The organism is Curvivirga aplysinae (assembly GCF_009711445.1).
In the GTDB taxonomy this organism is placed as follows: domain Bacteria; phylum Pseudomonadota; class Alphaproteobacteria; order UBA8366; family Aestuariispiraceae; genus Curvivirga; species Curvivirga aplysinae.
Genome location: NZ_SMMC01000134.1, coordinates 1 through 16,054 on the forward strand (window position 1 = coordinate 1; position 16,054 = coordinate 16,054).

16 protein-coding genes and 1 pseudogene are annotated in these 16,054 nt (G+C 40.0%); 6 read left to right on the plus strand and 11 right to left on the minus strand.

The features are described from left to right. Nucleotides 1-226 precede the first annotated feature (226 nt). The gene (locus E1160_RS04410; protein WP_155153791.1) at nt 227-409 is read left to right on the plus strand and encodes an RSP_7527 family protein; all 183 of its coding nucleotides are present in this window, start codon (nt 227-229) and stop codon (nt 407-409) included. 112 nt (nt 410-521) lie between these two features. Here E1160_RS04410 and E1160_RS04415 read toward each other — a convergent pair whose 3' ends face one another. Together E1160_RS04415 and E1160_RS04420 are read right to left on the minus strand one after the other, a co-directional pair. After that, nucleotides 522-1,208: a hypothetical protein gene (locus E1160_RS04415; protein ID WP_155153792.1), complete on the minus strand. Its 687-nt coding sequence runs from the start codon at nt 1,206-1,208 to the stop codon at nt 522-524. Between the two features lie 173 nt (nt 1,209-1,381). Next, nucleotides 1,382-2,587, minus strand: coding sequence for a threonine ammonia-lyase (locus E1160_RS04420; protein WP_155153793.1), 1,206 nt, complete (start codon nt 2,585-2,587; stop codon nt 1,382-1,384). Between the two features lie 35 nt (nt 2,588-2,622). Here E1160_RS04420 and E1160_RS04425 point away from each other — a divergent pair, with 35 nt between their 5' ends. Continuing rightward, a complete protein-coding gene (locus E1160_RS04425; RefSeq protein WP_155153794.1) occupies nt 2,623-3,825 on the plus strand; it encodes a phytanoyl-CoA dioxygenase family protein in 1,203 nt (400 codons plus the stop codon). Between the two features lie 17 nt (nt 3,826-3,842). After that, nucleotides 3,843-4,922, plus strand: coding sequence for a phytanoyl-CoA dioxygenase family protein (locus E1160_RS04430; RefSeq protein WP_155153795.1), 1,080 nt, complete (start codon nt 3,843-3,845; stop codon nt 4,920-4,922). Here E1160_RS04430 and mobA read toward each other — a convergent pair. Continuing rightward, nucleotides 4,903-5,538 carry a molybdenum cofactor guanylyltransferase MobA gene (gene mobA, locus E1160_RS04435; protein WP_155153796.1) on the minus strand — a complete coding sequence of 212 codons (636 nt, stop codon included), beginning with the start codon at nt 5,536-5,538 and terminating at the stop codon, nt 4,903-4,905. The two genes, E1160_RS04430 and mobA, sit on opposite strands and share 20 nt — an antisense overlap. A 5-nt stretch (nt 5,539-5,543) precedes the next feature. Next, entirely contained in the window at nt 5,544-6,416 is an 873-nt protein-coding gene (gene fdhD / locus E1160_RS04440; protein ID WP_155153797.1) for a formate dehydrogenase accessory sulfurtransferase FdhD, read from the minus strand. Between the two features lie 163 nt (nt 6,417-6,579). Between fdhD and moaA the strand changes: the two are divergent. Next, a pseudogene (gene moaA, locus E1160_RS04445) lies at nt 6,580-7,605 on the plus strand (GTP 3',8-cyclase MoaA). Here the strand turns inward: moaA and E1160_RS04450 are convergent. Both E1160_RS04450 and E1160_RS04455 read right to left on the minus strand, forming a co-directional pair. Beyond that, nucleotides 7,606-8,025, minus strand: a complete 420-nt coding sequence (locus E1160_RS04450) for a nuclear transport factor 2 family protein (protein ID WP_155153798.1) — start codon at nt 8,023-8,025, stop codon at nt 7,606-7,608. 17 nt (nt 8,026-8,042) lie between these two features. After that, the gene (locus E1160_RS04455) at nt 8,043-8,528 is read right to left on the minus strand and encodes a hypothetical protein (RefSeq protein ID WP_155153799.1); all 486 of its coding nucleotides are present in this window, start codon (nt 8,526-8,528) and stop codon (nt 8,043-8,045) included. Nucleotides 8,529-8,679: 151 nt separating this feature from the next. Here E1160_RS04455 and E1160_RS04460 point away from each other — a divergent pair, with 151 nt between their 5' ends. Next, on the plus strand, nt 8,680-9,531 hold the full coding sequence (locus tag E1160_RS04460) for an NAD kinase (protein WP_155153800.1): 852 nt from the start codon (nt 8,680-8,682) through the stop codon (nt 9,529-9,531). Nucleotides 9,532-9,624: 93 nt separating this feature from the next. Then, entirely contained in the window at nt 9,625-9,888 is a 264-nt protein-coding gene (locus E1160_RS04465; RefSeq protein WP_155153801.1) for a histidine kinase, read from the plus strand. A gap of 74 nt (nt 9,889-9,962) precedes the next feature. On the opposite strand, the gene E1160_RS04470 is transcribed toward E1160_RS04465, so the two are convergent. From E1160_RS04470 to E1160_RS17075, 5 genes are all read right to left on the minus strand, one after another. Beyond that, nucleotides 9,963-11,510, minus strand: a complete 1,548-nt coding sequence (locus E1160_RS04470; RefSeq protein ID WP_155153802.1) for a trimethylamine methyltransferase family protein — start codon at nt 11,508-11,510, stop codon at nt 9,963-9,965. 166 nt (nt 11,511-11,676) lie between these two features. Then, on the minus strand, nt 11,677-13,929 hold the full coding sequence (locus tag E1160_RS04475; protein ID WP_155153803.1) for an EAL domain-containing protein: 2,253 nt from the start codon (nt 13,927-13,929) through the stop codon (nt 11,677-11,679). A gap of 153 nt (nt 13,930-14,082) precedes the next feature. Further along, on the minus strand, nt 14,083-14,625 hold the full coding sequence (locus tag E1160_RS04480) for a gamma carbonic anhydrase family protein (protein ID WP_155153804.1): 543 nt from the start codon (nt 14,623-14,625) through the stop codon (nt 14,083-14,085). A 22-nt stretch (nt 14,626-14,647) separates the two neighbouring features. Further along, on the minus strand, nt 14,648-15,706 hold the full coding sequence (gene argC, locus E1160_RS04485) for an N-acetyl-gamma-glutamyl-phosphate reductase (RefSeq protein ID WP_155153805.1): 1,059 nt from the start codon (nt 15,704-15,706) through the stop codon (nt 14,648-14,650). An 82-nt stretch (nt 15,707-15,788) separates the two neighbouring features. Next, nucleotides 15,789-16,054: hypothetical protein (locus E1160_RS17075; RefSeq protein ID WP_218048717.1), on the minus strand; the 266-nt coding region annotated here is incomplete at its 5' end.

The following is a 16,054-nucleotide window of genomic DNA, read 5'->3' on the forward strand; positions in this document are numbered from 1 at the left end:
ATTCATTATTAAACACGCATAGTATGTGCCTATTCGTCACAAATAAAGAAAAATCTGACTTATTATTTACGTATATATCTATATAATTACTGAAAATTTTCAAAGCCATGCATAATACGCATGGCTCATAATTGAGAATATCACTACTCATTTAGCCATTTTTTACCTATTTATCTGTCAACACACTGAATGAGAAAATGTAAGTATTGAATTTGAGGATAAGACAATGACTGACTGGGATAAATTAGACGCAACACTCTCTAGCTCTGAAATTGAAGCTGCTATGGCCCGTGCACGTCAACTCCGCAGCGAGGAAGCCGCAAGAATCTTCAAAGCTATTGTTAGCTTTTTTACAATTGGCAAACGCAAACCAGTTGTAACTGAAAACGGTGTTACTTGCGCGATTTAAATACCTCCAAGTATTAAAAACTACGCTGCAATGCCAAAAAAAATAGCCTGTCAGTCCCCCACTGACAGGCTATTTTAATTTGACAGGTATGAGTATCCTACTTGGCTTAAAACTAACTTCTCGAAAATCGGCCAAATGGTTGGTCTGGAAATCCATCAACTTGGATACCATCCTGATCATACAAATCAATTAAATCCAAACTTTCTTGATCATCCTGCGCAAAAGGGCTTAATTCTGGCTCTTTTACTTCAGGCGGTTCAAACCAGTCATTTGACGACACATTTTTGGTGCCTCCCTCATTGATCACATCCTCAATGAAACCTTCATCGGTTTCATTTACAAAATTATCAATTGAATGCGAAAACGCTTCGCGATGCTCTTTTACCTCATGTACATGGAAACTATCGTTTGATACTGTCTTTGCAAGTTGCTCTTGGACCCATCTATCTTCGAGAATGTATCTAGGAAAATCTTGCCAATAGCCCTTAAAGTCTCCCATCTGTCCATGAATGAATTGCCCATCCTCAATATGTAAAAGAACTTTTTTTGCACTAAATACATCTTCATTTCTAAAGGCAAGATACCAAACACCAATACCTTCGTAGTCCAGCGCCACATTCATATGAATTGGTTGCCCTGACTTTCGCTCGTGACATATATAGTCGAGAGGATCCATCTCTGGATTAAACGGATCATATACAACAAACACACAACAGTCTGCTTCTTGAAGTAAACGTGTAATTTCTTTGGCTATCATAACTTCCATTGTCGCCATGAGCTCTTTGCCCGGTGCAAACATATGAAAATCCCCTCAAATATTTCTTCTACCACTCAAAAGAATCCAATTCGCGAATCAGGTCAATCATAGAAGGAACAATTCAATGGATAATTTTCTGAGTGATGCATGTTTGCAACAAAGAGTCCTTTGAATCAGGACCCTAGGGAAATTTTCTTATATTTGACTCTAGAGTCTTATAGTTGAGAAACAGGGAAATCTGCGTCTTCTAAGATGCCAACAATCTTTTCTAGTTGAGAAGCGTCTCTTGTTTCGATTGCAACTTCAATAGACGTATCTTTTGCCGGAACATGTGTAAAAATTCGTTGATGAGAAATTTCAACGATATTACCACCATTATCTCCGATTAAACGTGATACATCTGCTAACGCACATGGACGATCCATCAAATGGATACGCAAACGCGCCAAGCGACCACTGCGCGCCATATCACGCATCAAAACTGTAGCTAATAGGCGTTGATCAATATTTCCACCCGTAAGGATCATCGCAACTTTACGCCCTTCAAATAATGGCTTGTTGCCAATCACCGCTGCTAAACCTGCGGCACCAGCGCCTTCAACAACAGTCTTCTCCACATTTAATAAGAGGGAGATTGCACTCTCCAACTCATTCTCTGTGACCAGCAAAATGTCATCAACCAGTTCTTCTACAATTTTACGCGTATTTTCACCTGGATATTTTACTGCGATACCTTCTGCAATTGTTGAACCACCACAAACAGGATCTTCTTTATTTAAAATCTGTTTCATAGATGGATAAAGTGCGGTCTGAACACCAAATACACGTATATCAGGGTTAATCGTTTTGGCGGCAACAGCGATACCGGAAATTAATCCACCACCACCAATAGGAATAATGAGATCTTGAATATCAGGGAATTGTTCCAAAATTTCTAGGGCGACCGTCCCCTGCCCTGCCATTACATCTGCATCATCGTAAGGATGAATAAATGTTAAATTTTCTTCAGTGGCTTTTTCATGTGCATAAGCGGCTGCTTCTGCCAATGTCAAACCATGTAAAATTACATGCGCACCATGTGCCTCTGTATGTTCGACTTTAACTGTCGGTGTATTTCTGGGCATCACAATGGTTGCCGGTATTCCTAGCCTAGCTGCATGAAAGGATACACCTTGTGCATGATTGCCTGCAGACATAGCAATAACCCCGTTTGCTTTCTCTTCATCAGACAAATTCAATAGTCGATTCAAAGCACCACGTTCCTTAAAGGATGCAGTAAATTGACGATTTTCAAATTTCAAATACACATCCGCATTTGTAATTTTACTGAGCGTAATAGAACGACGTTGACGCGTGTTATACACCTCGCCTTTAATTTTTTCCGCTGCAATTTTAACATCGTCCAAAGAGATAAACATCATCCAACTTCCGCATTATTATTTTATGTTAAGAAGAAATGGATACGGAATGCCTAGCTCAAAGACAAGACATTTCTAGTATGATTTATTTAGATACTTTGCTTTTTGAGCAAATCACGTCAGAATTCAAAAAACTAATGAGTAAAGGTGCAATGACTTCTTCTTTAAATGTTACATATGATTGGTTCATTAAATTCCACGAATATATTCAAAATGATGATAGATGGGAGGTCATGCGCAATATCGTTCCAATTTCCGTGCAAGATATAAAAGATGATCCAGATCGTATTACCGAAGAGCATCAAAAAGCTATTGGGACCATCCAGAAAAGTTTGAATGGTCGTGTGCGTGACTATGTAACATTATGTTTTCGAAGTTTTATAAAAGAAGCCTTAGGAATTCCGACAAATTTCATACATGATCCAACGCTTCTAGAGGAAATTAAAGAAATTGGTTTCACTAAACTTCCTGATTTACAAGATGAACAGCTAAATAAGATTGATAACTTTTTGCGATCTCAAACCATTTATGGTGGAGATAATCAGGAAGACCTTACTCCCATTACTCTTGACGACGCGAAGGCGCACCATCTAGGGCATATTCAAACTGAGGATCTTATTAATTCAATTGATGTATTATATGCTGGGACAGATCCTGTTTTTCTTAGCATTGCCGAAAACTATATGAACCATCCCGTTATCATTACCAATATACAATCTTGGTGGTCTTTTCCCGGGCATAAAGAAGCAAAGAATGCTCAATTTTTTCATCTTGATCTTGATGACTATCGTTTTTGCAAAGGTTTTATTTATCTTACAGATGTTGACCAAAATTCAGGACCACATTGTTATATCCCTGAAACGCATAAATTTGATACGATATTAGAAGCTTATTCAAATGCTTCGGATAAAGATGAATATATCAATTGGTATACAGAGACATTAAGAAAAACAGATGAAGACTGCCGCCATTATTTAAACAGAGACTTTGAAAATATTACTGGCAAACGTGGAAGTCGACTTATGGTCGATACTTCTGGCATTCATAAGGGGCTTTTACCCGTCGAAGGAAAAAGGCTAATTTTACAATTTTTATATGCTCAAACTGCCTATACACATTCTCCAGTAGAACTAATTCCTTTCAGCTCTTTTATAACTGATCAACCAGAACATATTGTAAAACATTTTGAGCATCCAACTGTTCAATATGCCCTTCAGTTATTTGTAGATTTCTCAGCATAAACATTAGGAGCAATCATATGAAACATGCTAGCCAAATAAGCACAGACTGGTATCAGGCTTTCTATGATTTTCTATATTCGGTCGAGGAGTTTTCACCACTAAGACCTTTATTACCTGTAACAAAAACCGAGTTTTTAGATCTTAAGGTTCGATCACGCGTTGTATCAAATGCCAAAAACCACATTCAAGGGTTAATGAACCAACCTCTAAGAGATGCAACTACCTTAGCATTTAAATATTTCGTTAGCTCACAGATGAACCTGACTACCGAAGTAAACGAAACTGCGGAACTTTCTAACATCACAAATCTAGGTTATACAAAAGTATCATCGATTAGTTCAAACCAGTTAAAGTCGATAAGAAAATATCTGGAAAATCAGACAGTATATGTTGGAGACACCCAGAGAAATTTGCAACCAACTAATCTAACTGAAGCGACGAACCACAATATTGCAAGATATGAGATTCACGACCTCATAAGGTCAATTGATATCATGTATGCTGCTACGAGTGATCGCTTTCTTCAAACCGCGGAAAGCTATATAGGACATCCTGTCATAATAACTAACATATCTTCTTGGTGGTCTTTTTCCGGTCATAGCGAACCCAAAAACGCACAAAATTTCCATTTTGATCTTGATGATTTTCGATTTTGTAAAGGCTTTATATATCTGACAGATGTGGATAATCATTCTGGGCCGCATTGTTACTATCCAGAAACACATAATCTAAATAAACTTCAAGAAACTCTTAGGAATTCAGATGATCCACAAGGGTTTATAAACTGGTATATAAAAGAGTTGAGAAAAACTGATTACGACTGTGAAATGTATCTTCAATCCAAACCGATAAACCTCACAGGCCCTGCCGGAAGTTGTCTATTAGTAGATACTTCAGGCATCCATAAAGGATTATTACCAAAGAATAATGATCGCCTAATCATCCAGTTTGAATATGGACAGACCTGCTTTCCTCAAACCCCTATCCAGCTCATCCCATTCAGCCAACTCATTAAATCCAAATCCGAATTAAAGGATCACTTCTTACAACCAAATGTAAAATATGCCTGCCAAGTTCTTATAGATTATGAGGCTTGATCTTTTGTAAAAGTAACTTCTCTGCCTCGGCGATATCCTCTATTTTATTTGTATTATAAAATGGATCGTAATCTGGTTGGGAAAAATCCACTTCGCCGATCCGATATCTAGAAGTCCATCTATCTACTTTATATAACTTCTCTTCCAGTAATGCCTCTCTCAAGTTTTCACGAAGAGAAATGTCCCAAGCCCCCACCACGGGCTGGGTGCGGCCATTGCTCACGGCCACAGATAATTGTTTATCGTTTTCTCTTATCGGTAATAGTAATCGTTCAACTAAATCTAATGGCAAGAAAGGTCCATCACCAGGAACAGAAATCATATACTCAGCTTCCGGGAAGTTTTCCGCAATCCAATCCATCCCCGCCAGCACTCCACCTAAAGGCCCGACAAATCCATCAATACTATCCTTTGTAATTGGGTAGCCGTATTTCCGGAATAAATCTTCATTCTGGTTGAGGTTAATAACTATCTGGTCCACCTGAGGTGTAATACGGTCAATAATATGAGAAAGAATAGATTTTCCCGCCAGCTCTTTCAGAGGCTTTATCTCTCCATTCATCCTCCGTGCAAGCCCACCTGCTAGAACAACAGCAACAATAGGGCTTTTAGACATCTTCCCTATTCCTCCGATTTACGGGCATGTTTACGTGACTCATCTAACACATCTTCAGGATTAGCATCAAATTCAATACGTTGTTCTCCTGAAAGAACAACAAATCGCTTTCCTTTTGCACGACCGATAAGAGTTAGCCCCACTTGCCTTGCAAGTTCAACTCCCCATGCAGTGAAGCCAGATCGAGAAATCAAAACAGGAATACCCATTTTCACTGTCTTGATCACCATTTCCGACGTCAAACGACCTGTTGTGTAGAATATTTTATTTTCAGGAGACAGTTTTTCCATAAACATATAGCCGGCAATTTTATCGACCGCATTATGACGGCCTACATCTTCCATGTATATGAGAGGACGATCCTCTTCACATAATACACATCCATGTATTGCACCTGCCTTAAGATAAAGGCTGGGGGCCATATTAATTTTCTTCGACAAGGCATAAATCCAAGAAGATTTTAGCTTTACATCTTGGGGCAACTCAATTTCTTCAAAATGTTCCATGAGATCGCCAAACACAGTCCCTTGTGCACATCCAGATGTACGTGTTTTCTTTTTTAACTTGCCTTCGTAATTTGTTTCACGTGCCGTTCTTACAATAACAGTTTCCAGTTCATCATCATAATCAATCTCGGTGATCTCATCATCTGGGCGCAGCATATGTTGGTTTAGCAAATATCCTACAGCTAAATATTCTGGATAATCCCCAATGGTCATATTGGTTACGATTTCCTGACCATTCAAAAACAGAGTTAAAGGGCGTTCTTCCACTACATCTAGATTAACTGAGCAACCATTGTGATCAATCCCCACAACCGGCCTTGTTAAGCGCGTATCATCTACATTAGGTTTTAACTTAAATTCTTCTGCAGCCATGACTATCTATTGCTTTCTTAAATTTACATCCTGACATACATAGGATATAGGGATGAGGTATAATAATTATGTTATATATTCGGTTTTCATCTCTGGTAATATCGACAAAACGCCCTATATGAATCGAAATATATAATTGGATATAAAATCGGATCGAAACAAGATGCAAGTCGCAAACGACATAAAAGAATCACAAAAACTGATTGATCCATTTGGGCGTCATGTCAGTTACTTACGTGTCTCCGTCACGGATCGATGTGACTTTCGTTGCGTCTATTGCATGTCCGAAGATATGACCTTTTGACCCAAAAAGGATCTTCTGACTTTAGAAGAGCTTGATCGTGTTTGTTCTGCCTTTATAGATCAAGGTGTACAAAAATTACGCATAACAGGTGGTGAACCATTAGTTCGTCGCGATATTATGTGGTTATTTAATCGGTTAGGTCGTCATTTAGATTCAGGTAAACTTGAAGAGCTGACAGTTACGACAAACGGCAGTTTACTCAAAAAATATGCACGAGAACTGTATAATTCAGGTGTAAGACGTATCAATATTTCTTTAGATACACTTGATGAAGACAAATTCCGCGCCATCACTCGCTGGGGTAGATTGCCTCAGGTTCTAGAAGGTATTGAGGAATCTCTTCGCGTAGGTTTGAAAGTAAAACTAAACGCTGTGGCGCTAAAAGGTATCAATGATGATGAAGTGGATCATATGATCCAATGGTGTGGAGATCGCAATATCGACCTAACCTTTATTGAGGTCATGCCAATGGGCGATCTTGGTAACGAAAATCGTCTCGAACAATATTGGCCATTAAGTGATGTTAAACGACAAATTGAACAAAGCTGGACTTTGAATGAGACTGGCTATCAAACCGGAGGTCCTGCTCGTTATTCAGTCATTCAGGAAACTGGTGCAAGATTGGGCTTTATTACACCGCTTACTCATAATTTCTGTGAATCTTGCAATCGGGTTCGCCTCACATGCACGGGTACGCTTTATATGTGCTTAGGCCAAGAAGATGCAGCAGATTTAAGAGAACCTCTTCGTGCCAGTAAAGATGATGACTTATTGCATGATAAAATTCGCCAAGCGATTAAACTAAAACCAAAAGGTCACGATTTTATAATTGATCGTGATAGTCAGATTTCAAATCCACGCCATATGAGCGTGACAGGCGGGTAGTTAGTTTACACTCCCCTCTTCTTCCAATGGTGTTGGGTGGGCTTCTGTTGGACCAGCTTGATGATGCGTCAGACGCCATTGCCCCTCTTCCATTATAAAAACATTCGTTGCAAGAAGATATGTATCACGGATTTTTTCATAACAAATAACATATCCCATGTCACCAACCCCAAAAGCGTTAGGCGCATAGGGGATAACAGCAGGACTATTAGGTAACACAGCTCTGAAGCTAGCCATAACATTGTTACGTCCCATAAGAGGTTCCCAACCTGGATGCAAACAGGTGACTTTGAACTCCCTTGCCCAAAGAGATTCCATTGCTTCAATATCATTGTTTGAGAAAGCCACATAAAAAGCTTCATTCGCAAAAATCAGCGCAGCTTTTTGTCTGTCATCCAACTTATGAGGCGTTTGTTCCATAAGACTTTCTTGTCCAATTATTCGAAAATAATCTGATGGGCAGTTTGATCCCCATCACTAATCGTGATCTGTGTAAAGCCCATCATATAAAGCATGTCAAGGAATGTTAAATCCTTACTATCTTGTAATTGCTTGAATATTGGGGTTGTGCGTGAAAGTGAAGTTAACATCGCTAACAATGCCCGCAACCGATACAATGTATTAAATCGTTCACTACCAACTGCAGTAATAATTGCTTTTTGGTTCTGGTCACCCTTAGAGAAAATAACAAATTCTGGTGGGTAAGGACTTGTGGTGGATTGTTTTGTTAAAGCGGTCACAAAAGCTAGACGGCTTAACTCTGTTGCTTCCGGAAAGACAGGTGTACGCCCTTTATAAACTTCTGTCGTTTGAGGTGTCGGATAATAATAACCAGCATGTTTATCCTGAGCGTGACTTACTGATCCCAAAAAACAGATGACCGCGATCATAGCCCCCAAATGTATATTTATATTTTTTGCCATATATCGGTCTTTCACCCTGAAAAATATATTTAATGTTACTTTAAACTTGCACCTTATCAGGCTATTCTTCATCATCCAATCAAAAGAAAGTAGATATCAATTAAATGATGCCATAGCGGTGCTGTAAAACAACGCAACTAGGTAAGAGTAAATGTCTCAACCCCCAAAAGATCTAGAATCACTTATAACAGTTTCGTCTCCGCGTGATCTTGCGGATAGGGAAATTATCGCACCGACAACATCTGGGGCTATTGCCGTGGTTGCTGGTGACACCGATAAGGCACAAGAGGCCAAACGTGAAATTGAAAAACGTTATCCTACCGTCCCTATTGAAGATGCAGGAATCGTTATCGCGCTTGGTGGTGATGGGATGATGCTGCATACCTTACGGGATAATGTTGGTACCAATACTGCCATTTACGGCATGAATCGCGGGACCGTCGGATTTTTGATGAATGAATTTTCCGCTGATGATTTAATTGAACGATTAAATCGGGCAACCTGCTTTCGTTTACACCCATTACGTATGCGCGCAGAAACAGTCAAAGGTGATTTTATCGAGGCAATTGCCATTAATGAAGTCTCCCTTTTCCGTGAAACACGACAAGCTGCAAAAATTAATATTAAAATTGACGATGTCTTACGTATGGAAGAACTAATTTGTGACGGCATTATGGTTGCGACACCAGCTGGAAGCACCGCTTATAATTTATCGGCACATGGTCCTATTCTTCCATTCGGATCAGGTGTACTTGCCCTAACAGCAATTAGTCCGTTTCGCCCAAGACGCTGGCGTGGTGCACTTTTACCTCGGAATGCCCGCATTAAATTTTCTGTACAGGAACATTTAAAACGTCCCTTAAGTGCCGTGGCCGATGATACGGAAGTGCGTGACGTAAAATCAGTAGAAATTTGGGAAGATCAAAAGACAGCGGTAACCATCCTTTTTGATCCAGAACACAATTTGGAAGAGCGTATCTTAAAAGAACAATTCACCGCATAACTATTTAGGCATTCAAGTCAAACACTTGACGCAAAATAGTTTTCGGTTCACTCTAAAATCAGCAAATATATATTTTCTTGGGAAGGCGGATTAATGACACATTTTCTTCAATCTGATGAGAAACCTGACGGTTACAAGTTAGAAGATATCCTCCACACTATTCGTAAGGATGTTATCACTCGTTGCCAAAAAATTACCGATGACCATCGCAGTGAAGCACAACATGTTTTAAACAATAATATTGAAATTCTGAAACATATCAGCGATGCGATCAAATTGGCTGAAGACTCGACTCAGGTTTTAAATCGTTCTTTCGGGCCAAGCCGTTCAGGTAAACCACGTATCGGTGAAGAATAGATTTTAAAATATATTCAAAAAACAAAAAGGCGGGAATTTCTTCCCGCCTTTTTAGTTTTTATAGCGTATCCTGATTAAATATTAGAATCAGGAACAGCATCTTTCTTTTGCTGAATGAAGGCTAACAATTCTTCATCTTTTGCTTGATCAAGAGCTGGAGCTTCATATTCTTCCAACAACTGTTTCCAATATGCATTTGCACGTTGTGTTATGTCTAGAGAACCTTCGCTCTCCCATTGCTCAAAACTGTTATTATCAGCCAATGGAGACATATAGAATGCTGTTTCAAAGTTAGCTTGTGTATGTGCACAACCCAAGAAGTGATTACCCGGACCAACTTCACGAATCGCATCCAAAGCCTGACCATTTTCAGATAAATCAGGCCCAGATAACAGACGACCTAACATGGCTGCCTGATCTGCATCCATTACAAATTTCTCGTAACCCATTACAAGGCCACCTTCTAACCAACCTGCTGTGTGCAACATAAAGTTCACACCACCGATCGCCGCAGTTTGCAATGTGCTAGATGCTTCATAAGCTGCCTGCGCATCAGAAATCTTGGAACCACATAGACCACCACCAGAACGGAATGGAACACCAAGACGGCGTGCCAATTGTGATGCACCATATAATACCATAGATGGTTCAGGTGTTCCGAATGTAGGCGCACCGGACTTCATGGAAATAGAAGAACCAAATGTACCAAACACAACTGGGCAACCTGGGCGAATGATTTGCGCCAATGCCATGCCTGCCATTGCTTCCGCCAAGATTTGTGCCAATGTACCAGCAACTGTTACAGGGCTCATCGCACCGGACAAGATAAACGGCGACACCACACAAGCCTGATTGTTACGTGCATATACTTTCAAAGCACCCAACATTGTATCATCAAATACCATAGGGGAATTCGCATTGATCAAGTTGATAACAACTGTGTTTTGATCAACAAATTCTTCACCAAATAGGATCTTACACATATCAACAGTATCTTGGGCACGTTCAGGCGCTGTTACAGACCCCATAAACGGCTTATCAGATAGTTTCATGTGAGAATATACCATATCCAGGTGACGCTTGTTCACCGGAAGATCTACTGGCTCACATACTGTACCACCTGAATGTTGTAAGCCAGGGGACATATAAGCCAATTTCACGAAGTTTTGGAAATCTTCCAAAGTTGCATAGCGACGACCTTTATCTTGGCAACGTACAAATGGAGGTCCATATGCAGGTACGAATACAGAATTTTTGCCACCAATCTTTACTGTACGTTCCGGGTTACGTGCATGTTGTGTGATTTCCGCTGGTGCACTGTCCTGAATAATTTTACGTAACATACCGGGTTCAAAACGAACACGTTCACCTTGTACATCAGCACCCGCTTCACGCCAGATATCTAATACTTCAGGATCATCACGGAAATCGATACCTACTTCAGAAAGGATTGTATCTGCATTTCGTTCGATTGTGGCCAAGCCCTCTTCATCGAATACATCCAAATAACCAATATTACGCTTGATATATGCCGGTGCAGCTGCACCACTTGCCCCAGAACGGGAAGCCTGACGGGCTGCGCGTCCACCACCACTACGACGACGAGAAGCTCTTTCGCTCATTTTTATTTTTCCTCACCAAAATAAATTTGCTCTAAATCCCCATATGCAGGTAAAGGCCGACAAAAACCGCTCTATACGCGACGAAAATATAGTATACACGCGCCATCATTTTGTCGCATTGACGATAAGCCTAGGAAAAGCTTAAAAAATAAGGAAATTCAATGGGTCAGATTCTTTTATCAATTGCGAATTGTCGCAAATCGAATTCTGCCATCGGCTTAGCATAGTAATAGCCTTGTATCTGATCACAGCCTAATACACGTAGGAATTTTAACTGCTCTAAATCCTCAACACCTTCGGCGATAACTTTCATACCAAAACTATGTCCTAAGGTAATGATCACATCTGCAATTACTGCGTCACCAGAATTTTCCACCATGTTACGAACAAAAGATTGATCCACCTTAATATAGTCAAATGGTAATTGTTGCAGATAAGAAAGAGACGAATATCCCTGACCAAAATCATCAATGGCGAGATCCAAGCCTAACCCGCGTAATTCATGTAAAACCTGCATCGCTTCTGCAGCGTCTTGCATAATCAGGCTTTCAGTTATTTCAAGTTTTAATCGCTTAGGATTTAACTGCGTTTCCTCTAACACCGTCGCAACAGTTTTAACAAAGTCGCGATGATATAGCTGCGCAACCGATATATTCACAGAAACCGCAATATGGCCAAAGTTAGTCCCTTCCCAGCTTTTTGCATCAATACAAGCTTGGCGTAAAACCCAACTTCCAACATCCACAATCAGACCAGATCGTTCCATCGCAGGGATAAATTCAGCAGGTGAGCGAAAACTACCGTCGGGTGCCTGCCATCTTAATAACGCTTCTACACCGCAAGCCTGCTCCGATTTAAGGCTATATTGAGGTTGATAGAATAAGGTAAATTCTTCTGCAACTAAAGCACGCCGAAGATCACTAATCAGTTCTGCCCGCTTTACCACTTCATTATCCATATTGCTGGAATAATATGTAAATGCATTTCGGCCATTATCTTTTGAATGCCGTAAAGCAATCCATGCATTGCGCATAATTGATTCCGCAGTTTGACCACGGTCAGAAAATTTCGTGATACCCAAACTCGGCCGAACTGTTATGTCATAAGCATTTACATCTAATTTATATTCAAGTGACTTAAGCAAATTGTATGGATCAAAATTTACAGCACCGATTCCTTTTGTCTTATATATCAGGCCAAACTCATCTCCGGAAATACGGCATAATCGTGTGGCAGATCGTGTTACATTTTCTATATGCTCAGCAAATGCCTGCAAAACTTTATCACCATGACGTTGACCAATTAGGTCGTTAATATCATCAAAATGATCTAAATCTACATCAATAATAGTATATTCATCTCCCGGATGAATTTCCCGCAAAAGAAAGCGAATTGCATCGACAAAAGCGCTTCTATTGCCCAGTTTAGTCAACTGATCTTCATAAGCCAAACTCTGAACATTCTGAAACAACTCTATGTTATCAAATGCAATTGCAGCATTGCTAACAAACACGTCGATCAATCGTGTTTCAGTTTCACGTAATTTTCTCTTCAACCCATGAAAGATGATCAACTGGGTTGCATTTGACGTTTCAAGATACAAAGTCAGCGTTGAACTTCTGATTTGCTTTGTTCTCATTGATAACGCGCTTCTTGCGCAATCCACTACATCTTCGTGCAAATTATGGAGGCGACACTCGGTCGGTAATTGCCGATATTTCCCCCCTGAATCCACAACTCGCAAATTCTTATTACTTTTTCCATCTAGCGTCAGCATCAAGAAATCATCAGTCACAGGAAATGACTCACACATGAAAGCTCTTAGTTGCTGCCAAAATTCCTGAGGAGAACGGACCTTCATAAGGCTAGCTGTATGTTTTGTAATTTTTTCCAATCCCAATCGATTGGTATTAATTTCATGCAAGCGTTTATAAGATCGTAAAGTCGCTGTTAATGTTGTATAAAACTTGTCTGCGACTAAATCATTCTTGGATCGATAATCTGAAATGTCATATCTAGAAATCAAATCCCAATCAGTAAATGTGGAGTAACGCGTTCCCCGTAAAATAATGCGAATTTCTGAATTACCCAGATCGTTACGTACGAAATCGACAAAATTAAAACTCGCTTGTGCCCTATCCGACACATAATCATGAAAGATTACAGCAATATGCGCGTTATTTAAAAGAAGTTCCTTCGCTTCAATAGCGTTATAGGCGTGTAAGACTTCAATCTTACATCCTTCAAATCTAAAGTTCTCGATTTCATCACGCACACGTTGATGGATAGATTCATCATCATCCACCAAAAGCATGCACCATGCATGCTTTGTAACATTCCGATCTTCACTTGAATAAAGATCTAGAAATTGTTCAGCGTCATCGTCGTCATGAGAAAGCATGACGTGATCTTTAGACATTTTGCTTCTGCTCCTGCCCTAAATAATTAGAATAGCTTTTTTAGCTACCGGCGGATTTCTTCCACCGTTGCAAGAGTTTATCAGTGAAATTAAAAGAATCTAGTATTTTTTGAAAAAATATTCACATTTATAAAATCTGTTTTCAAAACATACTCATTTCGTTTTCAATATAGACTCAACATGTTCTCGTGCGAGTTCCACATAATGACTAGCTGTCCAAGCCATTAGTTTATGATCTTTTTCTGTGATTTTACGCACTGGTTTTGCTGGCACTCCAGCCCATAATTCGCCAGTTTTTACAATCTTCCCAGGACTAACTAAAGCCCCTGCAGCAACCATGGCACCACGTTCAACAACCGCGCCATCCATAATGCAGGCTTTCATCCCAATAAAGCATTTATCATGTAAAGTACATGCATGTATAAGGGCCATATGGCCAATAGTCACATCATCACCGATGTAAGTTCCTTGCCCTTCAGAAGCCACATGAACGACCGTACCATCTTGGATATTTACCCGATTACCAATACGGATTTCATTACTATCCCCACGGATCGTACATCCATACCAAATACCACAATCTGCCCCTATACTCACATCACCAATGACATAGGCGCTTGGCGCGATAAATGTAGACTCATCAATGGATGGAAGAATATCTTTGAAAGCTAAAATATTTCGATCTTTTTCCTTCATGATATTCTTCCTATTAACGTGATTATGGGAACATTGCCACCTGACGAAGAGATGTTGCCTCATCCAGACCTAACATCACATTCATATTTTGAACTGCCTGACCACTTGATCCTTTAACCAGATTATCAATGGCTGCAATTACAATTGCCCGTCCTTTAATACGATCTTCAAAGACATTAATAACTGCATTGTTTGAGCCACGAACCATCTGTGTTTGAGGCATTTTTCCTTCACCAAGGATACGAACGAATGGCTCATTTGCATATTGTTGCGTTAGCGTAGCACGCAAATCATCAACACTTTTACCAGAAGAAAGTTTTACATGGGCGGTAATTAACTCTCCTCGGCTCATCGGGATGAGATGTGGTGTGAAGTTTACTTGCACAGATAATGGATCCGCACCTGCCGCTTTTGCAATTTCCTGCTCGATTTCAGGTGCATGTCGATGGCTTGCAACACCATAGGGTGTCAATCCTTCACCAATTTCACAGAACAAGGTATTTTGTTTTAAACCACGTCCAGCGCCAGTAACTCCTGACTTGGCATCAATAATCATATCTTCAACCTGAATGACACCAGATTGAACTAATGGAACCAATGCCAATAATGTGGCAGTCGGATAACAACCTGGACAAGCTACCAAACGGCTTTTCGCAACTTTATCACGGTTCAATTCTGTTAATCCATAAGCTGCGGTTATCTGTAAATCAGGCGCGCGATGTTCATGACCATACCATTGAGCATATGTATCTACATTTTCCAAACGGAAGTCAGCAGATAAATCCACAACTTTCACTTTTTCTGGAAGCTGAGCAATAATGTCTTGTGTTGTACCATGTGGCAAACCACAAAAAACAACATCTAAATCATCCCAATCAGCCTGTTCCCAAGTCACTAAATCCGGTAAACCATATCCGCCTAAATGTGGATACACATCTTCCATTGGCTTTCCCGCATGAGAGTTCGCGGTCAAGCATCGGATATCTGCATTCTCGTGATTGATCAGTAATCGTACAAGGTCCGCCCCTGTATAACCACTGGCACCAAGAATACCGATTTTTACTTTGCTTGTCTCAGACATATGATCCTCTCAACTATCGGGATTAATTAATATTTCAAGTCAATATGAGGTACATGATCGCCCCCGATATGACCAGTATTTTTTAAAGAAAACGAGAAAGTAGATTAAAGATTAAAATTAAAGCAAAAATAGCCAACAAACCAAGAAAGATACAATTGGTAGATTTCTTGTTTCCTGTGGCTCCTTCATAAAGTTTCACTTCCTCCTCTTTTAGGACTTGCTGTTTTTTCAAGGCACCTTTTGCGAAGCCTGTCCCAAAACCACTACCTTGCTCTGCTAATTCAGCAAGTTCAGCCTTTGCCCTTATTTCTTTATCTCGTAAAATCTCATCGCGATTTTTATTCATCA

What these genes read in the sequence shown, in the direction of transcription:
- mobA (WP_155153796.1), bottom strand. Translation starts at nt 5,538, where the DNA reads ATGTCTAAAAGCCCTATTGTTGCTGTTGTTCTAGCAGGTGGGCTTGCA.
- E1160_RS04470 (WP_155153802.1), bottom strand. Translation starts at nt 11,510, where the DNA reads ATGAGCGAAAGAGCTTCTCGTCGTCGTAGTGGTGGTGGACGCGCAGCC.
- E1160_RS04415 (WP_155153792.1), bottom strand. Translation starts at nt 1,208, where the DNA reads ATGTTTGCACCGGGCAAAGAGCTCATGGCGACAATGGAAGTTATGATA.
- E1160_RS04420 (WP_155153793.1), bottom strand. Translation starts at nt 2,587, where the DNA reads ATGATGTTTATCTCTTTGGACGATGTTAAAATTGCAGCGGAAAAAATT.
- E1160_RS04460 (WP_155153800.1), top strand. Translation starts at nt 8,680, where the DNA reads ATGTCTCAACCCCCAAAAGATCTAGAATCACTTATAACAGTTTCGTCT.
- E1160_RS04425 (WP_155153794.1), top strand. Translation starts at nt 2,623, where the DNA reads ATGGATACGGAATGCCTAGCTCAAAGACAAGACATTTCTAGTATGATT.
- fdhD (WP_155153797.1), bottom strand. Translation starts at nt 6,416, where the DNA reads ATGGCTGCAGAAGAATTTAAGTTAAAACCTAATGTAGATGATACGCGC.
- E1160_RS04465 (WP_155153801.1), top strand. Translation starts at nt 9,625, where the DNA reads ATGACACATTTTCTTCAATCTGATGAGAAACCTGACGGTTACAAGTTA.
- E1160_RS04410 (WP_155153791.1), top strand. Translation starts at nt 227, where the DNA reads ATGACTGACTGGGATAAATTAGACGCAACACTCTCTAGCTCTGAAATT.
- E1160_RS04455 (WP_155153799.1), bottom strand. Translation starts at nt 8,528, where the DNA reads ATGGCAAAAAATATAAATATACATTTGGGGGCTATGATCGCGGTCATC.
- E1160_RS04475 (WP_155153803.1), bottom strand. Translation starts at nt 13,929, where the DNA reads ATGTCTAAAGATCACGTCATGCTTTCTCATGACGACGATGACGCTGAA.
- E1160_RS04430 (WP_155153795.1), top strand. Translation starts at nt 3,843, where the DNA reads ATGAAACATGCTAGCCAAATAAGCACAGACTGGTATCAGGCTTTCTAT.
- argC (WP_155153805.1), bottom strand. Translation starts at nt 15,706, where the DNA reads ATGTCTGAGACAAGCAAAGTAAAAATCGGTATTCTTGGTGCCAGTGGT.
- E1160_RS04450 (WP_155153798.1), bottom strand. Translation starts at nt 8,025, where the DNA reads ATGGAACAAACGCCTCATAAGTTGGATGACAGACAAAAAGCTGCGCTG.
- E1160_RS04480 (WP_155153804.1), bottom strand. Translation starts at nt 14,625, where the DNA reads ATGAAGGAAAAAGATCGAAATATTTTAGCTTTCAAAGATATTCTTCCA.